This window comes from Lysobacter sp. ESA13C (assembly GCF_019970005.1).
GTDB lineage: Bacteria > Pseudomonadota > Gammaproteobacteria > Xanthomonadales > Xanthomonadaceae > Lysobacter > Lysobacter antibioticus_B.
In genome coordinates, this window is the sequence record NZ_JAHXYK010000001.1 from 345,974 (window position 1) to 365,315 (window position 19,342).

20 protein-coding genes are annotated in these 19,342 nt (G+C 67.9%); 9 read left to right on the top strand and 11 right to left on the bottom strand.

Features of this window, described 5'->3' with window-relative positions; genetic code table 11:
• Nucleotides 1-61: 61 nt before the first annotated feature.
• The 5 genes from LC490_RS01595 to LC490_RS01615 are packed head-to-tail and all read right to left on the bottom strand — an operon-like array spanning nt 62 to nt 4,227.
• The gene (locus LC490_RS01595) at nt 62-1,381 is read right to left on the bottom strand and encodes an ATP-binding protein (protein WP_223619073.1); all 1,320 of its coding nucleotides are present in this window, start codon (nt 1,379-1,381) and stop codon (nt 62-64) included.
• A complete protein-coding gene (locus LC490_RS01600) occupies nt 1,378-2,118 on the bottom strand; it encodes a response regulator (RefSeq protein ID WP_223619074.1) in 741 nt (246 codons plus the stop codon). The genes LC490_RS01595 and LC490_RS01600 overlap by 4 nt, the downstream gene beginning before the upstream one ends.
• Nucleotides 2,119-2,136: 18 nt before the next feature.
• The gene (locus LC490_RS01605; RefSeq protein WP_223619075.1) at nt 2,137-2,736 is read right to left on the bottom strand and encodes a thioredoxin family protein; all 600 of its coding nucleotides are present in this window, start codon (nt 2,734-2,736) and stop codon (nt 2,137-2,139) included.
• Nucleotides 2,737-2,738: 2 nt separating this feature from the next.
• Nucleotides 2,739-3,431 carry a cytochrome c biogenesis CcdA family protein gene (locus tag LC490_RS01610; protein WP_223619076.1) on the bottom strand — a complete coding sequence of 231 codons (693 nt, stop codon included), beginning with the start codon at nt 3,429-3,431 and terminating at the stop codon, nt 2,739-2,741.
• A gap of 1 nt (nt 3,432) precedes the next feature.
• Nucleotides 3,433-4,227: an alpha/beta hydrolase gene (locus tag LC490_RS01615; protein ID WP_223619077.1), complete on the bottom strand. Its 795-nt coding sequence runs from the start codon at nt 4,225-4,227 to the stop codon at nt 3,433-3,435.
• A gap of 347 nt (nt 4,228-4,574) precedes the next feature.
• Between LC490_RS01615 and LC490_RS01620 the strand changes: the two genes are divergently transcribed.
• The 5 genes from LC490_RS01620 to LC490_RS01640 all read left to right on the top strand — a co-directional run bounded on the left by LC490_RS01620 (nt 4,575) and on the right by LC490_RS01640 (nt 8,167).
• Nucleotides 4,575-5,237: a DoxX family protein gene (locus LC490_RS01620; RefSeq protein ID WP_223619078.1), complete on the top strand. Its 663-nt coding sequence runs from the start codon at nt 4,575-4,577 to the stop codon at nt 5,235-5,237.
• A 94-nt stretch (nt 5,238-5,331) separates the two neighbouring features.
• Nucleotides 5,332-5,784: a hypothetical protein gene (locus LC490_RS01625; protein ID WP_031370265.1), complete on the top strand. Its 453-nt coding sequence runs from the start codon at nt 5,332-5,334 to the stop codon at nt 5,782-5,784.
• A gap of 70 nt (nt 5,785-5,854) precedes the next feature.
• Complete coding sequence (locus LC490_RS01630; RefSeq protein ID WP_223619079.1) at nt 5,855-6,712, top strand: DUF692 domain-containing protein; 858 nt, start codon at nt 5,855-5,857, stop codon at nt 6,710-6,712.
• The gene (locus tag LC490_RS01635; protein ID WP_223619080.1) at nt 6,705-7,517 is read left to right on the top strand and encodes a putative DNA-binding domain-containing protein; all 813 of its coding nucleotides are present in this window, start codon (nt 6,705-6,707) and stop codon (nt 7,515-7,517) included. The genes LC490_RS01630 and LC490_RS01635 overlap by 8 nt, the downstream gene beginning before the upstream one ends.
• Complete coding sequence (locus LC490_RS01640; RefSeq protein WP_223619081.1) at nt 7,514-8,167, top strand: ferric reductase-like transmembrane domain-containing protein; 654 nt, start codon at nt 7,514-7,516, stop codon at nt 8,165-8,167. The genes LC490_RS01635 and LC490_RS01640 overlap by 4 nt, the downstream gene beginning before the upstream one ends.
• Before the next feature lie 72 nt (nt 8,168-8,239).
• Here the strand turns inward: LC490_RS01640 and LC490_RS01645 are convergent, their stop codons facing one another.
• Complete coding sequence (locus tag LC490_RS01645) at nt 8,240-8,677, bottom strand: helix-turn-helix domain-containing protein (RefSeq protein ID WP_343222992.1); 438 nt, start codon at nt 8,675-8,677, stop codon at nt 8,240-8,242.
• A gap of 72 nt (nt 8,678-8,749) precedes the next feature.
• On the opposite strand from LC490_RS01645, the gene LC490_RS01650 reads away from it, so the two are divergent.
• Nucleotides 8,750-9,628: a class I SAM-dependent methyltransferase gene (locus LC490_RS01650; protein WP_223619082.1), complete on the top strand. Its 879-nt coding sequence runs from the start codon at nt 8,750-8,752 to the stop codon at nt 9,626-9,628.
• On the top strand, nt 9,621-10,139 hold the full coding sequence (locus LC490_RS01655) for a DUF2938 domain-containing protein (RefSeq protein WP_223619083.1): 519 nt from the start codon (nt 9,621-9,623) through the stop codon (nt 10,137-10,139). The genes LC490_RS01650 and LC490_RS01655 overlap by 8 nt, the downstream gene beginning before the upstream one ends.
• A 54-nt stretch (nt 10,140-10,193) precedes the next feature.
• On the opposite strand, the gene LC490_RS01660 is transcribed toward LC490_RS01655, so the two are convergent.
• The 4 genes from LC490_RS01660 to LC490_RS01675 form a co-directional block, all read right to left on the bottom strand.
• Complete coding sequence (locus LC490_RS01660; RefSeq protein WP_223619084.1) at nt 10,194-10,667, bottom strand: hypothetical protein; 474 nt, start codon at nt 10,665-10,667, stop codon at nt 10,194-10,196.
• A gap of 16 nt (nt 10,668-10,683) precedes the next feature.
• Nucleotides 10,684-11,574: a hypothetical protein gene (locus LC490_RS01665; protein WP_223619085.1), complete on the bottom strand. Its 891-nt coding sequence runs from the start codon at nt 11,572-11,574 to the stop codon at nt 10,684-10,686.
• A gap of 187 nt (nt 11,575-11,761) precedes the next feature.
• Nucleotides 11,762-12,181 carry a GNAT family N-acetyltransferase gene (locus LC490_RS01670; protein ID WP_223619086.1) on the bottom strand — a complete coding sequence of 140 codons (420 nt, stop codon included), beginning with the start codon at nt 12,179-12,181 and terminating at the stop codon, nt 11,762-11,764.
• 161 nt (nt 12,182-12,342) lie between these two features.
• Nucleotides 12,343-14,457 carry a DUF11 domain-containing protein gene (locus LC490_RS01675; protein ID WP_223619087.1) on the bottom strand — a complete coding sequence of 705 codons (2,115 nt, stop codon included), beginning with the start codon at nt 14,455-14,457 and terminating at the stop codon, nt 12,343-12,345.
• Nucleotides 14,458-15,368: 911 nt separating this feature from the next.
• Here LC490_RS01675 and LC490_RS01680 point away from each other — a divergent pair.
• Nucleotides 15,369-17,198, top strand: a complete 1,830-nt coding sequence (locus LC490_RS01680; protein ID WP_152566368.1) for a sensor domain-containing diguanylate cyclase — start codon at nt 15,369-15,371, stop codon at nt 17,196-17,198.
• 124 nt (nt 17,199-17,322) lie between these two features.
• Here LC490_RS01680 and LC490_RS01685 read toward each other — a convergent pair whose 3' ends face one another.
• Nucleotides 17,323-18,768 carry a galactose oxidase-like domain-containing protein gene (locus LC490_RS01685; RefSeq protein ID WP_223619088.1) on the bottom strand — a complete coding sequence of 482 codons (1,446 nt, stop codon included), beginning with the start codon at nt 18,766-18,768 and terminating at the stop codon, nt 17,323-17,325.
• Between LC490_RS01685 and LC490_RS01690 the strand changes: the two genes are divergently transcribed.
• A complete protein-coding gene (locus LC490_RS01690) occupies nt 18,743-18,955 on the top strand; it encodes a hypothetical protein (protein WP_051885314.1) in 213 nt (70 codons plus the stop codon). The genes LC490_RS01685 and LC490_RS01690 overlap by 26 nt on opposite strands.
• Nucleotides 18,956-19,342: the final 387 nt, after the last annotated feature.

The following is a 19,342-nucleotide window of genomic DNA, read 5'->3' on the forward strand; positions in this document are numbered from 1 at the left end:
CGCGGCCGACATTCAAGCTGACTGGTTCAGCTGCAGCGAAGGGCAGGCGCCGCGCTTTGCCTCAGGCAACGACGGGCAACACCAGGCTCGCGCGCAACCCGCCTTCGCGGCGATTGGTGAGCTGCAACTCGCCGCCCAGGTGAGCCGCCAACTGCTCGGCGATCGCCAATCCCAATCCAGTGCCGCCGGTATCGCGATTGCGCGAGCTCTCCAGGCGATGGAAGGGCTGCAGCACCGCCTGCATGTGCTCCTCGGGAATGCCGGGGCCGGCATCGTCCACGTCGATGGCGAACCGGTCCGGCGCGATGGCGCGAACGCCGACGTCGGCGCTGCCGCCGTACTTGATCGCGTTGTCGATCAGGTTCTCGAGCACGCGGCGCAGCGCTTGCGGGCGCGTGGTCAGCGACAGATCGCTATGGCCGCTCAGGCGCACCGGCTTGCCCGCGTCCTGGTAGTCGCAGACGACGCTGTCGAGCAAAGCCTGCAGATTCAGCTGGACCGGCGGGGTAGTGGCGCCGTGGGTGCTGCGCGCGTAGGCGATGCCCTCGCGTACCAGTTGCTCCAACTGCAACAGGTCCTCGCCGAGGCGCGCGCGTTCGGGGCTGGCGTCCATACTCTCGACGCGCAGCTTCATGCGCGTGATCGGGGTCTGCAGGTCGTGCGAGATCGCCGCGAGTATCTGCAGGCGCTCGGCCAGGTAGTGACTGATACGCGCCTGCAAGGCGTTGAAGGCGATCGCGGCCTTGGCCACTTCCACCGGCCCCGACTCGCTCAGCGGCGCCGAAGGATGGGCAGGGTCGAGCCGCTCGGCGGCATCGGCCAGCCGCACCAACGGGCGGGTCGCCAAGCGCACGGCCAGCCACGCGCACAGCAGCAGCAAGGCGAGTTGCGCCACCAGCACCCACGGCAGCCAGCGCGCGATCGGCATCACCGACGGCGTCACTTCCAGGGTCAGCGGCTGCCCGTCGGCCAACTTCAGCTGCACCTGGAAACGCTCCGGCGATTGCGAGACCGCCGTGGTCACGAGCCGATAGCGGTGCTGCAGGCTGCGGTCTATCAACGCGGCGACCTGACGCGCGCGTTCGCTGGAGAGCGGTGCGCCGGCCTGCGCCGGTTGCAGCAGGTAGCGATAGGTGCGGCGCTCCAGGCGCGGCGTCCACTGACGGCGCTCGGCCGGCGACATCCGGTCGAGCAAGGCCACGCTGATGGCGACGTCCTGCTCCATGTTGCCCAGCATCATCGAGCGCGCCGAGACGTAGCGTTCGTAGAACAACAACGCGAACGACAGCGCGTGCGCCAGCAGCAGGCCGGCGAACAGGATCAGGGTGAGGCGCGCGGCGATGGTACGGGGCAACCAGCGCCAGCGCGGCGCCGCGTTCATGGCGCCTCGTCCAGCAGGGTGACGGCCTGGCAGAACACATAGCCTTCGCTGCGCACGGTCTTGATGTAGGCCTGTTCGCGCGGATCGTCCTGCAGGCGCTGGCGCAGGCGGCTGACCAGCAGGTCGATGGAGCGATCGAACAGATTGGCGTCGCGGCCCTGGGTCAGGTTCAGCAACTGGTCGCGGCTGAGCACGCGCTGGGAATGGTCGAGGAACACGCGCAGCAGGCGGAATTCGGCACCGCTGAGCGGGTAGGCCGTGCCCGCGGCATCGAGCAGATGGCGCGCGGTCGTGTCCAGGCGCCACTGGCCGAAGCCGATCAGGCGCGCCGCCTCGCTGACCTGCAGGTTCGGCGGCAACATGCGGGTGCGGCGGATGACCGCGCTGATGCGGGCCAGCAGTTCCCGCGAGGAGAACGGCTTGACCACGTAATCGTCGGCGCCCATCTCCAGACCGACGATGCGGTCGGTCTCGTCGTCGCGCGCGGTCAGCATCACCACCGGTACGGCGCGGTGAGGGCCGGCGCGCAGGCCGCGGCACAGCGACAGGCCGTCTTCGCCGGGCATCATCACGTCGAGAACGATCAGGTCGACGTCGCTGGTCTCCAGCGCCGCGCGCATTTCGCGGCCGTCGGCGGCGGTGGTCGTACGCAGGCCGTTCTTCTGCAGATAGTCGGCGACCATCTGGCGGATCTCGCGGTCGTCGTCGACGATCAGGATGTGGTCTACATGAGTCATGGCGTGGTTCCGGAGGGCTTATCGCACTGCGCCAGCGATGGTAACGCGCGGCGCCGGCGCGGCGGACGGGCGTGCCAGCTGTTCGCGGATCGCCGCTTCGGTGACAGCGTAGTCGCCTTCGCCGAAATGGCGGTAGACGATCCTGCCCTGGCGGTCGATCAGGTACAGCGCCGGCCAATACCGGTTGCCGTAGGCGTTCCAGATACGGAAACCGTTGTCCTGCACGACCGGATAACCGATGCCCAGGCGCTTTACCGCTGCGCGGACATTGGCGCCGACCCGCTCGTAGCCGTATTCGGGCGTGTGCACGCCGATCACCACCAGGCCCTGCGCGGCGTAGCGCTCGTGCCATCGCGAAACATGCGGCAGCACGCGGATGCAGTTGATGCACGAATAGGTCCAGAACTCGACCAGCACCACCTGGCCGCGCAGCTTCGGCAACGACAACGGTTCGCTGTTGATCCAGGGGCCGCCGCCGGCGAGGTCGGGCGCGACGGTCGAGGCGATGGCGCCCTTGCCGTGCGCGCCTGCCTCCGGCCAGGCCAGCGCGGGCGCGATGGCGAGGGCGACGACGATGACGACGGCGGCCGTGAGCAGTGCGGTTATGGTTTTCGACATGGTCATAGTCCGGTGGAGATCGAAGGAAGCCATGGCAGCAGCCAGGCGACGAGCGCGGTATCCAGTTGCGCGAGTTGCAGCAGGGCCATGGCCACCGCCACCACGCCGAATGCGCGGCGCAGCCAAGCGCTATGCCGTTGCAGCGAGGCCATGCGCGCGGCGACCCAACGGCCGCCGTAAACGAAGGCCAACAACGGCACCGCCGCGCCGAGCGCGTACATGCCCAGCAGCGCACTGGCCCGCGCCGGGTCCTGCGCCCCAGCGGCGAGCGCCAACACCGAGGCCAGGACCGGACCGGCGCAGGGCGTCCAGGCGATGCCGAGCGAGACCCCGACCAGGAGCGCACCGCCCGGCCCGGCGGCGCGCGGCTGCCAGGCCAGCAGCCGCGATCCGGCCAGCCAGCGTTGTTGCACCCGTTCGAACACGCCCGGCCACACGCAGGACAGCCCCGCGAGCAGCAACACCGCTATCGCGGCGAGGCGCACGGCGGCTTCGAAGCGCCCCGACGACGACGCCAGCAGACCGAGCGCGATGCCGCCGGCAGCGAACGCGCCGATGAAGCCGGCGCCGATCAACAGCGGCTCGCGGCGATCGCCGCCGGCACCGCGCGCCAGCACGATCGGCAGCACCGGCAGCACGCAGGGCGAGAGAAGGGTGGCCATGCCGGCAAGCGCGGCCAGGGCAAGGGCGATCACCTCAGCCTCCGCTATCGGCGGTGGCGGCAGCGGCCTGGATGCCGGCGGCCTCGAGAATGGCGTTGGTCACTGCGTCCGGTTGCGACAACAGCGACACATGGCTGGCCGACAGCGAATGCACTTGCGCACCGATACGGCGGGCGGTCGCGGCCTGCAACTGCGGCGACAACATGCGGTCGTGTCGCGACAGCACGTACCAGCTCGGCTTGCCGCGCCATGCGGCTCGAGTCACCGGCTCGGCCAAAGCGCTCGCCTTCAGCGGACCCTGGGTGCGGTAGATCAGGCGCGCGGCGGCGGGCTTGAGGTCCTGGGCGAAATCCTCGCGCACTGCCGCTTCGGGCAAGGACAGGAAACCCTCGCGCTCGAGCAGGCGGCTCAAGCCCGGAGCGACCGGATAGCCCTGCCCTTGTTGGGCGGAGTTCTCGCCGGCATCGGGCGCGAACGCGGCGACATAGACCAAGGCCGACACCTTGGGGTCGTTGCCGGCCTCGGTGATGACGGTGCCACCCCAGGAGTGGCCGACCAATACCACCTTGCCGGGCGCGGCGCGGATGGCGCGACGGGTGGCGGCGACGTCGTCTTCCAATGAGGTCAGGGGGTTCTGCACCGCCACTACGGGCACGCCCCAGGACGCCAGACGGGGAATGACCTGGCTCCAGCTGGAGCCGTCGGCGAAGGCGCCGTGGACCAGTACGACGGTGGGCGCGTACGGATCGATCGGGCGGACGTGCTCGGCGGCCGCGGACGAGCCGGCGGTCGCGGCCAACAGGGAAGCGAACAACAGCGTGCGGATCATGGGGACACTCCTGGGCTGGGGAGTGGCCATTGCGCGCCGCGGCTGTATCGCCTGTGTTTCCGCGTGCATCGCTTCTTGTATCGCAAGGCCTCGCCGGCGGCGCCGGATACGTTCGCTTACAAACCGATGCCGCCGCGTCGGTGGACAACCCCCGGTGCCGGGCGCAGGCAGGGCCTTCGTGGCGGTCGCCGAGCGCCGCACTGCCGCCGATTCGTATCGCAATGTATCCGCGGCCGCGCGCGGCCACATTGGTACACAAATCCGCGCTTCGCCCGACACCCTGCGGATACGTCGCGATCGCGTAATGGCTCCCGGTCTTTCGTCACTCGTCCAGCCAGGAGCCTCGCATGTTGCCGTCCTTCATCACCCGCCTCGGCCCGCGCCTCGACCGCGTCGGAGCATCGCTGTCGCCGCTCGGCCTGCGCGTCCTGCTGGCCTGGGAGTTCTATGAGGCCGGCATCGAAAAATTGCACGGCCAGAACTGGTTCGCCGACATCGCCCAGCGCTTTCCGTTTCCGTTCTCGCGCCTGAGCCCCGATCTCAACTGGACCATGGCGACCTGGCTCGAACTGGGCTGCAGCCTCGCCCTGTTGCTCGGCCTGGGCACCCGCGCGGTCGCGTACGTCTTGTGGGTGCTGACCGTGGTGGCCATTGCCGCGGTGCACTGGCCCGAGCACTGGAGCGGCCTGGCCGAGCTGTGGCGCGGCTATGCGATCAGCGACCAGGGCTACGGCAACTTCAAGCTGCCCCTGATCTATCTGGCGATGCTGTTGCCGCTGATGCTCGGCGGCGGCGGCACGCTGAGCCTGGACCGGCTGTTCCGGCACGCGGCACCCGACCTCGCGCGCGGCGGCTCGCTCGGCTGGGGCGTGGTCGCCTTCGCCCTGTGCCTGCCGTTGATCGCGCTGCTGCCCTTGCCCGCGACGATCGGCGCGCTGATCGGGCTGGCCTCGATCGCCTTGCACCTGGCGAAGTCGCGACGGCCGGCCCCGGCGCTGTCCGCCGCCTGATCCGTTCCGGCTCGGCAATCCCTTCCCTGCTTCCCTGCCGCAGCCGCGGCAGCCATCCCGCACGCCTGGCGTGCATCCAATCGGAGTACCACCCATGTCCACCTCCCACTCCCGCAACTCCCTCGTCGGCGCATTGAGCATCGTCCTAGCCGGCGGCGCCTTGTTCGGCGCTCAAGCGATGGCCGCGCAACCGCAGGCCCTGGCCGGCTTCGCCGGCGTCGCCGCCGCCGAAGGCAAGTGCGGCGAAGGCAAATGCGGTGCCGGCAAAACCGGCACGTCCGCAAAGAAGGCCACGGCCGAAGGTGCCTGCGGCGAAGGCAAGTGCGGCGATGCTTCGTTCGCCAAGACCGACAGCAACCACGACGGCAAGGTGTCGCGCGCCGAGTTCCTCGCCGTCGCGGCCGGTCGCGCGGCCGACTTCGATCGCATCGACCGCGGCCACGACGGCTACATCAGCGAGGCCGAGGCGCACGACTTCCTCAAGCGCACCTACCAGGCCAACGGCAAGCCGATGCCGAAGGGACTGTTCTCGCAGATCGCCGACTGAAACCCGCCGACTGAAACCCCGCGCCGCCATCGCCCTGCGGTGGCGGCGCTCATCCACGCGGAGCACCGCCATGAACCAGACATTGCCTGCGGCCTCGGCCGGCCTCGGCCTGCGGCGCAGCCTGATCGACGAGTTGCTCGGGCTGGCGCCGGGCCAGGTCGATTTCCTCGAGTGCGCGCCCGACAACTGGATCGGCGTCGGCGGCCATTTCGGCGAGGCCCTGGCCGACCTGTCGGCACGCTTTCCGATCGCCTGCCACGGCCTGTCGCTGTCGCTCGGCGGCACCGATCCGCTCGACGGCAAACTGCTCGCCGATACGCGCCGCTTTCTGGATCGCCACCACGTCGGTCTTTACAGCGAGCACCTGAGCTATTGCGCCGTCGGCGGTCACCTCTACGACCTGTTGCCGTTGCCGTTCACCGACGAGGCAGTACGGCATGTGTCGGCCCGCATCGCCCAGGTCCAGGACACGCTGGGCCGGCGCATCGCGGTGGAGAACATCTCCTACTACGCGGCGCCGCAGCCGGCCATGAGCGAAATCGACTTCATCAACGCGGTATTGGCGCAGGCCGACTGCGATCTGCTGCTCGACATCAACAACGTCTTCGTCAACGCCTGCAATCACGGCTACGACGCGCTGGATTTCATCGCGCGTATTCCGCGCGAGCGCGTGGCCTCGTACCACATCGCCGGGCACCTGGACCAGGACGACGGTTTCAAGGTCGACACCCACGGCGCACCGGTGAAGGCGATGGTCTGGGCCCTGCTCGAGCAGGCGCACCTGCGCTTCGGGGTAAGACCGACCCTGCTCGAACGCGACTTCAATTTCCCGGCCTGGGACGAACCGCTCGGCGAGCTCGCGCAGATCCGCGCGCTGCAGGCCGAGGCCGTCCGCTCGACGCATCCGTCGGAGCCCGTCCATGACTGAATCGCTGAGAAGCGTGCAACTGGCGTGGGCGCGGCATCTGCGCGACCCGTCGCATCCGCCGCCGCAGGACGTAGCGCCGCAACGCATGGCGCTGTACCGGTCGTTGTGCGTGGGCGCGGTCGAGAACCTGTTGGCCGGCAGCTTCCCGCGGCTGCGCCGGGCGCTGCAGGCGCCGGGCTGGCAAGCCTTGGTGGCCCGCTTCTATGCACGGCATCGCTGCGAGACGCCGCTGTTCCCCCAAGTCGGCGGCGAACTCGTCGACTACCTGAGTCGGGCGGATGCCTGCGACCTGCCGGCCTGGGCCGCGGAACTCGCGCATTTCGAGTGGACCCAGCAGGCGCTGTTGCTGGCCGCAACGGCCGCAACGGCCGCGCCGCCGACAGGCTCCGTAGCGATGACCGGCGACAGCGTGCCGATGCTGTCGCCGCTGGTGCGCATCTGCGGCTATCGCTGGCCGGTCGATGCGGCCGAAGCCGGGCTGAGCGATCTCGAAGACCCACCCGAGGCGCCGACCTTGCTCATCGTCCAGCGCGGCGCCGATCACGAACTGCGGACCCTGCGCTTAACCGTCTTCGGCTATCGCTTGTTGCTCGCCGTGTCGGCGCAGCCGCTGAGCAGCCGCGATCACTTGCGGGCGTTGGCCGAGGAAGCGGGCGAACCGGCCGATGGCCTCATCGAGCATGGCCTCGATGTGCTTGCGCAGTTACAAGCCCTCGGCATCGTCGACGCCCAACTTCAAACGACCGGCGCCGCCGCCGGAGAGTCCCGCCCCCACCCGAACCCGAGCTTTGGAGCATTCGCATGATCGCCACCTCCGTCCTGCAACGCCTCACCGGTTGGCGGCTGTTCCTGCTGCTGGCCATCGTCCTGTGCGCGATCGCGGCAGCCGCTTTCCTGATGGGCCCCGACGCGGTCGAAGGCAGCCGCCGCGCCATCCGGGCGACCGCGCGCACCTCGTTCGTGCTGTTCCTGGCAGCCTTCACCGCGTCTTCGTTCGCAACCCTGTTGCCCGGCGACTTCACTCGCGCACTGTTGAAGGAGCGGCGCGTCGTCGGGCTGTCGTTCGCGTTCTCGCATTTGCTGCATGCCTTCGCGATCTACGCTTTCGGACAGCTCAACCCGGAGTTCTGGCCGAGCCGTTCGGCACTGACCAACGTGCCCGGCAGCCTCGGCTACGCCTTCATCGCCTTGCTCGCGATCACCTCGTACCGGCCCCTGGCGCGGCGCCTGGGACCGACCGCCTGGCACCGGCTGCACGTCGTCGGCATGTGGATCATCGCCACGATCTTCGCTTACTCGTACTTCAAGCGGGTGCCGGTCAATTTCTGGTACGCGGTGCCGTCGGCGCTGCTGTTCACCGCGGTGGTGATCCGTTTGATCGCCAAGCGCGCGCAGGCCATCAAACGCGGCGCGCGCACCGCGCCGTCGTCACGGCCGCTGCGGGCGTCGGCATGAGCAAGGGAAACCGCGGCATCCGATTACGATGAGATGCCTTCCTCGGACTGGGCGTTCTGATCGCGCGTTCGATCAGTCGCGCGATCGCTGCGGAGGCTTGCGCGTGCGCGTACCGAGGGCGCCGGAGGCGGCGGCCTGGACGATGCGACGGAAGGTCGGGCATTCCATGTGGCTCGGCGCCTTGCAGGCCGCGGCGTGGCGCAGGCCGTCGCGCATGGCGCTGAGCTGGCGGATGGTCCGGTCGAGCTCGTCGGCCTTGGCGCGCAGTTGCTCGCGATCGATGCGCGGGGGGCCATCCGGCGCGAACATCGATGCGATCTCGTCGAGGCGGTAACCGGCGGCTCGCCCCAGCGCGATCAGCGCCAACCGTTCGAGCACGCCGGCGGCGAACACGCGCCGCAGGCCGTGCCGTCCGATCGAGGCGATCAGGCCTTTTTCTTCGTAATAGCGCAGGGTCGAAGCGGGCACTCCGGAGCGCTGTGCCACCTCGGCGATGTCCAGTTCCTGCACCCTCTTGACCTCAAGTCGACTTGAATTGGCACAGTGCCGCTTCCGCCGCTGAATGGCAATCGGGACACGGACATGAACACCGCATACGACGCCGGTAACGAGCAGGCGCAACTTTGGAACGGCCTGGCCGGTCGGGCCTGGGTCGACACCCAGGCCTTGCTCGACGGCATGTTCCAACCCATCCAGGAACGACTGGTCGAAGCGGTCGCCGGCTCGGCGCGCGAGGTGCTCGACATCGGCTGCGGCACCGGCGCGGTCACCCTCGCACTGGCGCGTCGGCTCGGCGCCGGCGGACGCTGCGTGGGCATCGATATTTCCGAACCGATGATCGCGCTGGCGCGGACGCGGGCCGATGCCGACGGCATATCCGCCGAGTTCCTGTGCGCCGATGCGCAAACCCATGCCTTCGCGCCGGCCCGCTTCGACGCGATCGTTTCGCGCTTCGGCGTGATGTTCTTCGCCGACCCGGTCGCCGCCTTCGCCAATCTTCGACACGCCGCGAAAGACAGCGCCGAGTTGCGCCTCATCGCCTGGCGCGGCGCCGCCGACAATCCGTTCATGACCACGGCCGAACGCGCCGCCGCCCCGCTGCTGCCGACACTGCCCGCGCGCAAGCCCGATGGCCCCGGCCAGTTCGCCTTCGCCGATGCGCAGCGCGTTCATCGCATCCTGGACGACAGCGGCTGGACCGACATCGGCCTGCAGCCCATCGATGTGACCTGCAGTTTCCCCGCGAGCGAGCTGGCCCGCTATCTGAGTCGGCTGGGGCCGCTCGGCCTGTTCCTGCAAGAAGCCGACGAGCGCACCCGCGCTGAAATCGTCGAAACGGTACGCGCCGCGTTCGATCCCTTCGTACACGGCGCCGAGGTCCGCTACACCGCCGCTTGCTGGATGATCGGTGCGCGCGCCTCGTCGTCTTCGCTGTCATCGAACGGCGCAGACCGTGCCTGAGCTCGTCGAAGCGCTGGTGCGTGCCGCTGCCATCGGAATCGGTGCGACCGCACTGATGGACGTCTGGGGTCTCGTCCGGAGCCGGTGGTTGCGCATGGCGGCGGCCGATTACGACCTGGTCGGCCGTTGGATCGCCTACCTGCCACGCGGACGCTTCCGCCACGACCCGATCGGCGCGACGCCGCGCGTACGCGGCGAACGCGCGATCGGCTGGACCGCGCATTATCTGATCGGCATCGCCTTCGCGGCGGTGCTGCTCGCCGCATGGGGACTCGACTGGGCGGGCCAGCCGAGCCTCGCCCCGGCCTTGATCGTCGGCATCGGCAGCGTCGCCGCACCGTTCCTGCTGATGCAGCCGGGCATGGGCGCCGGCCTCGCCGCACGCCGCACGCCGCGTCCTGGCCTCGCGCGTTTGCACAGTCTGATCAACCACGCCGTGTTCGGGGTCGGGCTATACCTGGCGGCGCTCGCGACCAATGCGTCGGCGATGCTTCTGGCGCGCATGGCCTGAGCCGGCCGGGTGATCGACGTGAGCGGCGAGCCACCGACGAGCGGCGCGCGCGTGTCAGGCCACCGTCTTCGGGTCCTTCTTCGCCTTCTTGGCGACGGCCTTCGCGGCCGGCTTGTGTTCGTCGCTTTTCGCGAGCTTGGCCAGGGCCTTGGTCGCCTTGACCGTGCCGTTGGCGTCGCGCGCGACGATCGCCGCGGCCAGCACGACCACGCCGGAGAAGATTTCGATCGCCTTGCGGACCTGCTTGATCGTCGCGATCTTGGCGCGCGCCTCGGCGATGGCCTGGTCGAGCTCGGCCTGCGGCAATTGCGCATCGGTCAGCACGTAGTCGATGGCCTTGCTGTACAGCACCATGGCCTGGCCGCGCACGCGCAGCTCTTCGGGAATCTGGGCGATGAATTCTTCGATGCTGATGTCGCCGGCATCGAACCCGGCCTTGGCGCGTTTGCCGACGTCGTCGGCGCAGGCGACGAACTGGTCGGCCGCGGCTTGGACGCTTTCGGCGGTTTCGAGTATCTGCTTGGCCATGTCCTTCCCCTGTCGGTCAGAGTGCGTCCAGCTGGGTGCGCACGGTTTTCATGTCGGCGACGGCCTGCTTCAGCAGCGCCTGCAATTGCTTGGACTTCAGACGGTCGGCGTCCTTGAGCATGGCGGCGTGGCCGCTGCGCACCTGTGCCAGGCCTTGCGATGCGGCCGCCGCGGCCTGCAGCGCCTTGGCCTGCTGCTCGGCGATGCCGGCATAGGAATTGTTGGACATGGCGACGATGGCATCGCGGCGCGCCTCGTCGAGCAGCCCATCGCCGCTCTTGGGCTGTTTCCACACGGTCAGCCTGAGCATCTGGATGCTGTCCGCCGATGCCTTTTCCTGTTGCAGGACGCCTTCGTAGGACCGGGCCGCACGTTGCATGGCGCCGAGCAAACGGTCCATGTCGTCGCCGTAGGTCTTCAGCATGGCCTTGACGTCGCGCGCCTGCTTGGCCGCGAGCGCCCAACTGCTGACCAGCTTGGCGATCTTGCCGTAGGCGGCCACGTCCTCGGCGCCGATGCCGAGCTCGGGCGCGGCGGTAATCGCGCCGGAGACTTTGTCGATATCGGCGTTGAGGCTGTAAGCGTCCTCGCCGGCGAGTTCGGCCAGCGCGCTCATATACCCGGTGGCGGTGTCGTGCAGCTTGAGCAGGCTGTCCTTCTGCTGCTCGCTGCTCTGCTTCAGCGCCTGCAGCTCTTTACGGGCCGGGTCGTAGAGCTTGCTTGCGGGCAGATTCGCCAGTTGCCGATCGGCGCTGCCGACATAGCGCTCGGTGACTTCGCGATAGCCGGTGAGCTGGCTGGAGGTCGCGGCGAAGCTGCGGACCGCGCCGAGGTTGGCGCACCCCATGCTCGTCGAGACGATGGCGAACAATGCAAACAACAACGCGAAGCGCTTGGCTCGATGCACGGCCTTTCCCCCTGGAGACGACCGCGGCACCGGTGCCGGCGGTCTCACCAGAGTTACGCGATGTCGACGCGTATCCGGCCACATTCCGCGCTGTGTTCGCGCGCGTGCGATGGCGAAGCGCGGTTGCGCTTGCCCGACGCGTGATCGCGACGAGATGGTGCGAAGGTGACCGCTTCACTTCGTCGTGTTACAGATCGAGCGCCAGAAAACGCGCGCCCGCCACCGGGTTGTAGACATAAGGCGCGATCGGCCGGAAGCCGAGCGACTCGTACAGTTTCTGGGCCGGCGCCATGCTCGGCAAGGTGTCCAGGCAGATGCGCGAATAGCCGGCATCGCGCGCTTCTGCGCAGATGCCCTCGGCCAACCGGCGCCCGAGTCGTTCGCCGCGCGCTTGCGGCCGCACGTACAGGCGCTTCATCTCGCCGGAGCCGGCCGACAGCGCGCGCAGCCCGATGCAGCCGAGGGCTTCCTCGCCGCGCCAGGCGATCAACAAGCGTCCGCCGGGCGGCGCGTACTTGCCCGGCAACGCGGCGACTTCGTTCTCGAACCCCTGGAAACCGAGGTCGATGCCGAGACTCTCGGCGTATTCGTGGAACAAGCTGCGCACCACAGGCAGATCCTGTGGCCATCGTGCGGCTCGGATGTCCGTCGTCATCGTGGTCGTCGGCGCCTGGTTGCCCTATCCAATGGGTGCTCGGGCCGGGTTTTCAACCCGGGTCGACTTGGCGATGCCGACCCGGTGCAGGCGCCGTGCTGCGTGTACGGCGCTCAGTCGACCGTGCACGGCAGGGTCACGGTCACGCTCGCTCCGCTCGTCAGCGTGCCCAGGGCTGCGCCGGTCTCGAGCGCGGCCATCGTCAGACCGCCCGGACAGGCGCTGCCGGTGCAGGTCGGCGTTCCGTTGCAGGTCAGCCCGGCGCGGCCGGCGGCCTGGTCGCGCAAGATCGCGCCGGTGACCGCATCAGGGCCGTTGTTGGTGACCACGATCGAATAAGTCGTTGCGGCGCCGCGGGTCAGCGTGTCGGTGCCCTGATCGTCGGGACCGGAGCCCGGGGTGTTGGTCTTGCTGATGACCAGGTTGGCCAGCGGTGCGCGGGTATTGGAGAAGGTGCAGGTCAGCTCGTCGCCGGCCACCGCCGTGACGTTGAAACTGGCGCCGCTGCCGCTCGGGGTTTGCCCGCCGGCGAGCGCGTTGGTGCAGGCATAGGTCGTGGTGTAGTTGGCCAGGTTGGCGCCGGCCGCGCCGGCTTCGGTGAAGCTGTAGGTCGCGGCGACGGCGCCGTTCAACAGCGCCTCGCCGGTCGCAGTGCTGCCCGTGCCGGTGGTCGTCGCCGTGGCCGGGCCGCCGGTGCCGGCGATGCTCAACGCGAACTGGTCGGCATCGACGAAGCGGCCCAGCGGCAGCGTTTTGCGCAGGCGCAGGATCGGCTGCTTCTGGAACACCAGCGGACCGCTGGCGGTGTCGTTCGCGGTGTTGAAGTCGTTGTTGGTGGTATCGCCATCGCCGTCGGGCACGCTGCGGCCGAGCGCGGCGTTCGCGGTGTAAGTGCCGCTGAGCGTCGGCGAGTTGACCGTGACCGGAATGGTGAAGCTGACCGTGCCGCCGTTGGCGCCGGGCGATGCCGAGGCCGCGAGCGGGGTCGGGTTGAGCGCACAGGTGACGATGGTGTTGGCGCCATTGGCGGTGCAGTTGGCCGGCAAGGTGCCGGCGGTCCAACCGGCGGGCAGGGTCGCGACCACGGTGAAGCCGTCGTTGCCGTCGGTCGCGCCGGGGCCGAGATTGGTGGCGGTGAGGACGATGTTCTGCAATTGGCCGTAGTTGCTGTACACCGGCGCCGGCGTGGTCAAGCTCACCGCGATGTCGGGCAGACCGTTGACCACCAGCGGGCAGGCGAGGTCCTGCTCGTCGGTGCGGGTCTGGTTGGTGCAGGAGGTCGTCACCACATAGGTATTGGCGGCGATGCCGGCCGGCGCGATCGGCGTAGCCGAGTAGCCCGCGCCGGGAATCACGTACAGCTCGTTGGCGCCCTCGAACTGGGTGACGTTGTTGACGCCGGCCGCGCGCGGATCGCGCACGGCCATGTTGCCGCTGGTGTGGGTCAGCTGCGCGGTCCAGCCGCCTGCGCCCAGGGTGGTCGACCAGGAGAAGTCGGTGAAGTTGAGTGCGGCGGAGAAGCGCGCTTGTACGAACTGGCCGCAGCGTTGCTGGATACCGTCGATGCCCTCGCCTCCCAGGCGTCCAAGGTAGCCGACTTTTACGGTATCGATAGTGTCGGCGCAGAACGGGCTGCGAAGCGTATGCACGGCATAGGCCTCGTTGATGCCGATATCCTGCGTCGACGAACTCGTCCCGGAGCGTTTGACCCAGTCGTTCGCATCCAAGACCAAGGCATAGCAGATGTGCCGGACCGAGCTCGGCCAGACACCGGCTCCCAGATAGTTACGGTCGTAGCCGCCGCCTCGTCCTACGACCTGATTAGCGGCGCAGGTATTTTCAAGCTCCGTGTTTCGTTGATCGTAGCTGGGAAAGTCGGTAAACGCCGCATCGTTCGTTACCGTGACGCTCACTCCGTCGGTCGCGATGGACGCGCAGCGCAGATCGTAGTCGACGGTCATGCCGTCGGCGGAGTTGGCCGGCCCTATCGCGCGGTCGGTATGGCGGCCGCCGACCACTACCTTGTTCGCAGCGCAATCCCGATTCGCGGTATTCGGATGAGGCGACCCCACCAGCCCAGCATCCGTGACCACGTTGCCGATGCCGATCCCCTGCTGAGCGAACACCGAGCCCGCGGGCAACACCGACAGCAGCGACGCCAGCAGCAGGGCGGAAGACCGGCGGCGGATCGGCAGCGTCGTCTGCGGCGAACGTTCTGTCTTGAACATGCTCGGGTCCCCACAGTTGATCGACGACAGCGACGATGAAGCGGCGTGGACGGCAGGCGGGTTCAATCGCCACCCTCCTGGGGCATTTACTCGTTGATGGACGGTTGCGGCTCGTATCGCCTTCCGGCATCGCTTCTTCATCTGAGTGTTCCACTTGGTCGCCAGCCGCACGGACGGAGCCCGCGAACCGCTTATCGCCGTAATTTAGTGATACACGTCACAAAAATCGTGCCAACCTCCGCTATCAAGCAGATGTGCCGGGGTTACCGCGTCCTGGGCCGGGCCCGTCCCGCGGAGGCCTCTTGGGTAGCGTGCGGAATGCGGCAGTTTCTGACCCTCACGGCCAAAGCACATTAGTCGCCGCGAGCTGCCTCCCGGCGAGCCAGCTCGGCCGGCCCGAGGCCCCATTGCGGACCCGGACTGGTCTTCGATCTGTCGTCGCTGCATCCGCAAACCTCCCGATGCGCGTCGCTCGCCGGCCTTCGCTTATCGACGACCACCGATTCGTACTGCCGCCATGGGCCGCATGGTTCGCGGGAACCGCGGAACGAAGGCCAAGCGGATGACCGCTGTCGAACCCAACTGTCGTAGTCGTATAGGAATGTCGACACTGTGGGGAGACGACTGCGTGGGCCGCCGACGAATCCGAGCCATGCCGCGATCGCGGTATCGCCATCGCGACTTCGCTCTCGACGGCGCACGGCCGGCAATCGAGCCGCGTGCGCAACCGCGCCGAAACGCCTGTGACCCGTGTCACGCGCACGCCCGCGGCCGTATGGTCACCCCTTCTTTACACCCGCCGTCCTAGCCTCCGGACCAGGATGGCGACGGCGCATGCAGCGAAGGACGTCACGACAAACAGGCAAAGCGCAGGCGCACTCTAGAGCCGGCCGCCTTGTGCAGGAGGGAGTGTGAGAGACGCACCCGCAATGCCCAAGCGCGCCTGGACGGACTACGCGCTGATGGCGCTGCTGATCGGAACCTCGGCCTGGGCCTCGCTGACGCTCTCTCGCGGCCCCGGCGAACTCGCCGCCGTCTGGATCAGCAACGGCATCCTGGTCGGCTGGTTGTTGTCGCGCGCCACCGCCCACTGGCCGGGTTATATCGTCCTGGCCTTCGCCGTCGAGTTCGCGGCGCGGCTGGCGACCGCGGAAACCGTCGCCCAGGCCGCGCCGATCTCGGCGACCAATGTGGTGGAAGTGCTGATCGTCGCCGGCGTGGTCCGGCGTTTCGTGCCGAACGTCGGCGACCCGAAACGCTGGATCAGCCTGGGCGGCATCGCCACCACGAGCACCCTGGTGGCCTGCGCGACCTCCGGGCTGATCGCCGCGTCGATCATCGCCGCTCTGCACTCGACCTCGTTCGTCATCGACTTCGTCACCTGGTTCGCCGCGCACGTGGTCGGCATGGTGATCTTCGCCACCTCGACCCTGGTCGTGCATCGCGAGGGTAAAGGCCTGATCGCCGCGCCCGGACGGCGCTGGTCGTTCGTCCTCACCATGCTGTTGCTCGCCGTCATCAGCCTGGCGATCTTCCTGTCGCGCTATCCGATCCTGTTCATGGCCTACCCGGTGTTGCTGCTGGGCGCGTTCCGGCACCGCTTCGCCGGCGTCGCGGTGGGAGTGATCCTGCTGACCCTAATCGGCAGCACGGCGACGGCGCTCGGCTACGGGCCGTTGTGGCTGGTCGACGGCTTCGGTACCGCCGGACGCGTCGCACTGTTGCAGCTCTATATCGCCGGTGGTTGCCTGATGACCATCCCGGTGGCGCTGGCGATGGCCGAACGCAAGCGACTCGTAGCCGGGCTGCGCGAGAGCGAGCACCGCTATCGCTTGCTGACGGATTATTCGCACGACGTGATCGTGCGCATGCGCGTCGACGGCGAGCGCATCTACGTATCGCCTTCGGCCCAGGACATCCTGGGCTGGACCCCGGCCGAAATGCTCGGCACCCGCACCAGCCTGATCCATCCCGACGACCTGCAACGGCAGACCCAGATCATCGCCAACGTCATCGCCTCGCACCAGCCGGTGACCTCGATCTACCGGGTCCGCCACAAGGAAGGCCATTACGTCTGGATCGAGGCGGTCACTCGCACCATACCTTCCTCCGACGGCGACGGCTTCGACCTGATCTACGCCGGCCGCGACGTCACTCGCAGAGTCATCGCCGAGCAGGCCCTGGAAGCGAATCGTCTCGAATTGCGGCGCCTGGCCCTGGTCGACACCCTGACCGGGCTGGCGAACCGACGTCAGTTCGACGAACGCATGGCGCTCGCGTTGGCACGCCTGCAACGGCACGGTACGCCGACCTCGCTGATGTACCTCGACATCGACCACTTCAAGCGCATCAACGACAGCTACGGCCATGCCGCCGGCGACGAGATCCTGCGCATATTCGCCCATCGTCTGTTGCACTGCGTGCGCAACAGCGACCTGGCCGCGCGCCTGGGCGGCGACGAGTTCGTGGTGCTGATCGAGGATGCGGCCGTACCGCAAGCGGCCGAGGCGGTCGCGCGCAAACTGATCAAGACCATGAACCAGGACGTCGTCGTCGACGGCACCACGATCCGGGTCACCACCAGCATCGGCATCGCCTACACCCACGTGCCGACCGATGCGGCGACCTTCATGTCGGTCGCCGATGCCGCGCTGTACCACGCCAAGCGCGAGCGCAATACCTTCCACATCGAATCGGTGACCGCGCCGCCGCCGGGCAGCGTCGAGAACGGTTTCGCCTGAGCGTCGACGCGGCCCGTGCGATACACAGGCCAGGCTCTATACCGGGCAGGCTCGCCACGGATCAGCGTCGCCGCGCGACCGGTCCGGCCGCGCGGCGACGCTGACGACAGCGCTTACTACGGCATCAGACCGGCGGTGGACTGATCCTCAGGATGTCGGCCTGCGACGGCGTGCCCAGGCTGTTGATCACGAACAACAGGTACGAACCCGGCGGTGTATGCGCCTTGTTCTGCGGTAACACCGCCGTCAACGTATGGTCGGCGACGGTGAACGGCAGTTCCACGTAACGCTGGTCCATGTCGAAGGAGTGGGTGACCGAACCGGTCTTGACCAGGGCGACGCGCTTGATGCTGCCGGCGTTGGGCGTGCCGATCGAAATCGTCGCCCCGGCCTGGACGTTGAGCGGTGCCGAGGTGATGACCGGCCTGGGCGCGCGCTTGCCGCTCGGCAGGAACAAGTACGGCGGGTAATAAATCTCCGCGTCGAGATTATTGACCGGCGCCGACCCCGCCGCGCCGCCGGCCATGGTCAGCACCGTCGCGTCGGGCAACAGCAACGCGGTCGAATGATAGAGCCGCATCCGCTGCGCCTTCGCCGCCTGGGTCCAACGCTTCTGCGCGGGATCGTAGATCTCGCTGGTGTAGGCGACGTTGACGGCTTTGTTCGCGACCTGGCTGCCGCCGGACACCAGCACCCGGCCATCGGCCAGCACGGTGGCGTTGTGCCAGTGGCGCGGATAGGTCATCGATGCGACCTGCTCGACGTTCGGCACGGTCGTGGCAATGTCGATGACGTGCGCTTGGCTGGAGGCCGCCTGCAGATTGCCGCCGCCGACCTGCAGGATCTTGCTCGGCGCGATCATCACCGCCGAGGAGGTCCAGCCGATGTTAGGACCCGGGAAGGTGCCGACGCGCTGGAAGGCACCGGCGCCGGCGGTCTTGATGCGATACATGACCTGGTTGTTGAAACCGAACACCTGGCCGTCGGGGGCAAGGAAGTTGCGCGGGTAGTACTCGAATACGCCGCTGGTGTTCGCCCCGGTCAACAGACGATAGGTGCCGTTGCGCTGGCGCACCTCGGGCAGGTCCTTGCCGCCTGCGCCGCCCTGCACGTAGATCTCGCCATTGGCCAGCGCGGTCGCGGTCGCATACCAACGCTTGCGATGCATAGCGCCGGTCTTGCTCAGGCTGTCGTCGAGAGATCGATAGAGCGTGGTGTCTGCGTTCGGATTGTTGGTGCTCTGCCCGCCGGCACTGGTGATGTCGCCGCCGAACAGCTGGATGTTGCCGGTGCCGGGCACGATCAGCTGGGCGCCGCAGAAGACATCGACGCTGGTCCGGTTCGGCAGGGTGTTGTGCGACAGCGAGCCGGTGCCCAGCAAGGGGTCCCAGATGTCGTAGACGAACTTGCCGGTCTGGATGCCGTTGCGGTCGGTGCCATAGGACAGCACCCGCCCGTCCGGCGTCAGCACGGCATGGATGCCGATCAAGGGCCACTTCATGACCGGCGAGTAATTGCCCTTGACCGGGTCGCCGACCTCGGGGATGGAAGCCGACGGCGAGGGCGCCATCGCCGCCGTCGGTGTCGCGGCCGCGGCCGCTGACGTCGCGCTGGGCGACTTGGCGGCGTTTGCCGGCGCCGCGGCCGGTGTCGCTTTCTGCGTTGACGCGGGGCTGTTCGTCCCGGGAATGACGGTAGCCGCCAATGCTGCGCACGACGCGGCCAATCCGACGATCAGGGGCAGCCTCTTGTGTTGATCCATACCAACTCCTTAATTGCATCCATGAAAGAACGTGGCGCTGCACCCCCTGTGTTTGCCGCACCGCTACCAGTTCAATCACGGAACGCCTGGGCTGTCACCGCGGTTTTCGTTAACTCAATGAATCATCTTCGCGAGCGCTGTCGTCGAGCCATCGCTGGGTGATGGCACACAAACGATGACGAGTTCGCCGAAGCTCAAGGCTGATCGCGCTTGCACGCGCTTTCGCCGATTCGGACCGAGGCCGTCGAGGCAAGGCGATCCAAGTAACGTGCTTCAAAACACATTCCAAAGATTCATGTAATTCGCTCAACGGCCTGCATCGATCGCAGGGCCATCGCCATCGCGGTGCGCAAGTCAAGCGCATCGTTCGCCGCAACGACCT

Excerpts from the sequence above, each read along its gene's own strand:
- LC490_RS01595 (WP_223619073.1), bottom strand. The coding sequence starts at position 1,381 with ATGAACGCGGCGCCGCGCTGGCGCTGGTTGCCCCGTACCATCGCCGCG.
- LC490_RS01600 (WP_223619074.1), bottom strand. The coding sequence starts at position 2,118 with ATGACTCATGTAGACCACATCCTGATCGTCGACGACGACCGCGAGATC.
- LC490_RS01605 (WP_223619075.1), bottom strand. The coding sequence starts at position 2,736 with ATGTCGAAAACCATAACCGCACTGCTCACGGCCGCCGTCGTCATCGTC.
- LC490_RS01615 (WP_223619077.1), bottom strand. The coding sequence starts at position 4,227 with ATGATCCGCACGCTGTTGTTCGCTTCCCTGTTGGCCGCGACCGCCGGC.
- LC490_RS01620 (WP_223619078.1), top strand. The coding sequence starts at position 4,575 with ATGTTGCCGTCCTTCATCACCCGCCTCGGCCCGCGCCTCGACCGCGTC.
- LC490_RS01625 (WP_031370265.1), top strand. The coding sequence starts at position 5,332 with ATGTCCACCTCCCACTCCCGCAACTCCCTCGTCGGCGCATTGAGCATC.
- LC490_RS01630 (WP_223619079.1), top strand. The coding sequence starts at position 5,855 with ATGAACCAGACATTGCCTGCGGCCTCGGCCGGCCTCGGCCTGCGGCGC.
- LC490_RS01635 (WP_223619080.1), top strand. The coding sequence starts at position 6,705 with ATGACTGAATCGCTGAGAAGCGTGCAACTGGCGTGGGCGCGGCATCTG.
- LC490_RS01640 (WP_223619081.1), top strand. The coding sequence starts at position 7,514 with ATGATCGCCACCTCCGTCCTGCAACGCCTCACCGGTTGGCGGCTGTTC.
- LC490_RS01650 (WP_223619082.1), top strand. The coding sequence starts at position 8,750 with ATGAACACCGCATACGACGCCGGTAACGAGCAGGCGCAACTTTGGAAC.
- LC490_RS01660 (WP_223619084.1), bottom strand. The coding sequence starts at position 10,667 with ATGGCCAAGCAGATACTCGAAACCGCCGAAAGCGTCCAAGCCGCGGCC.
- LC490_RS01675 (WP_223619087.1), bottom strand. The coding sequence starts at position 14,457 with ATGTTCAAGACAGAACGTTCGCCGCAGACGACGCTGCCGATCCGCCGC.
- LC490_RS01690 (WP_051885314.1), top strand. The coding sequence starts at position 18,743 with ATGGAAGCCGACGGCGAGGGCGCCATCGCCGCCGTCGGTGTCGCGGCC.
- LC490_RS01685 (WP_223619088.1), bottom strand. The coding sequence starts at position 18,768 with ATGGCGCCCTCGCCGTCGGCTTCCATCCCCGAGGTCGGCGACCCGGTC.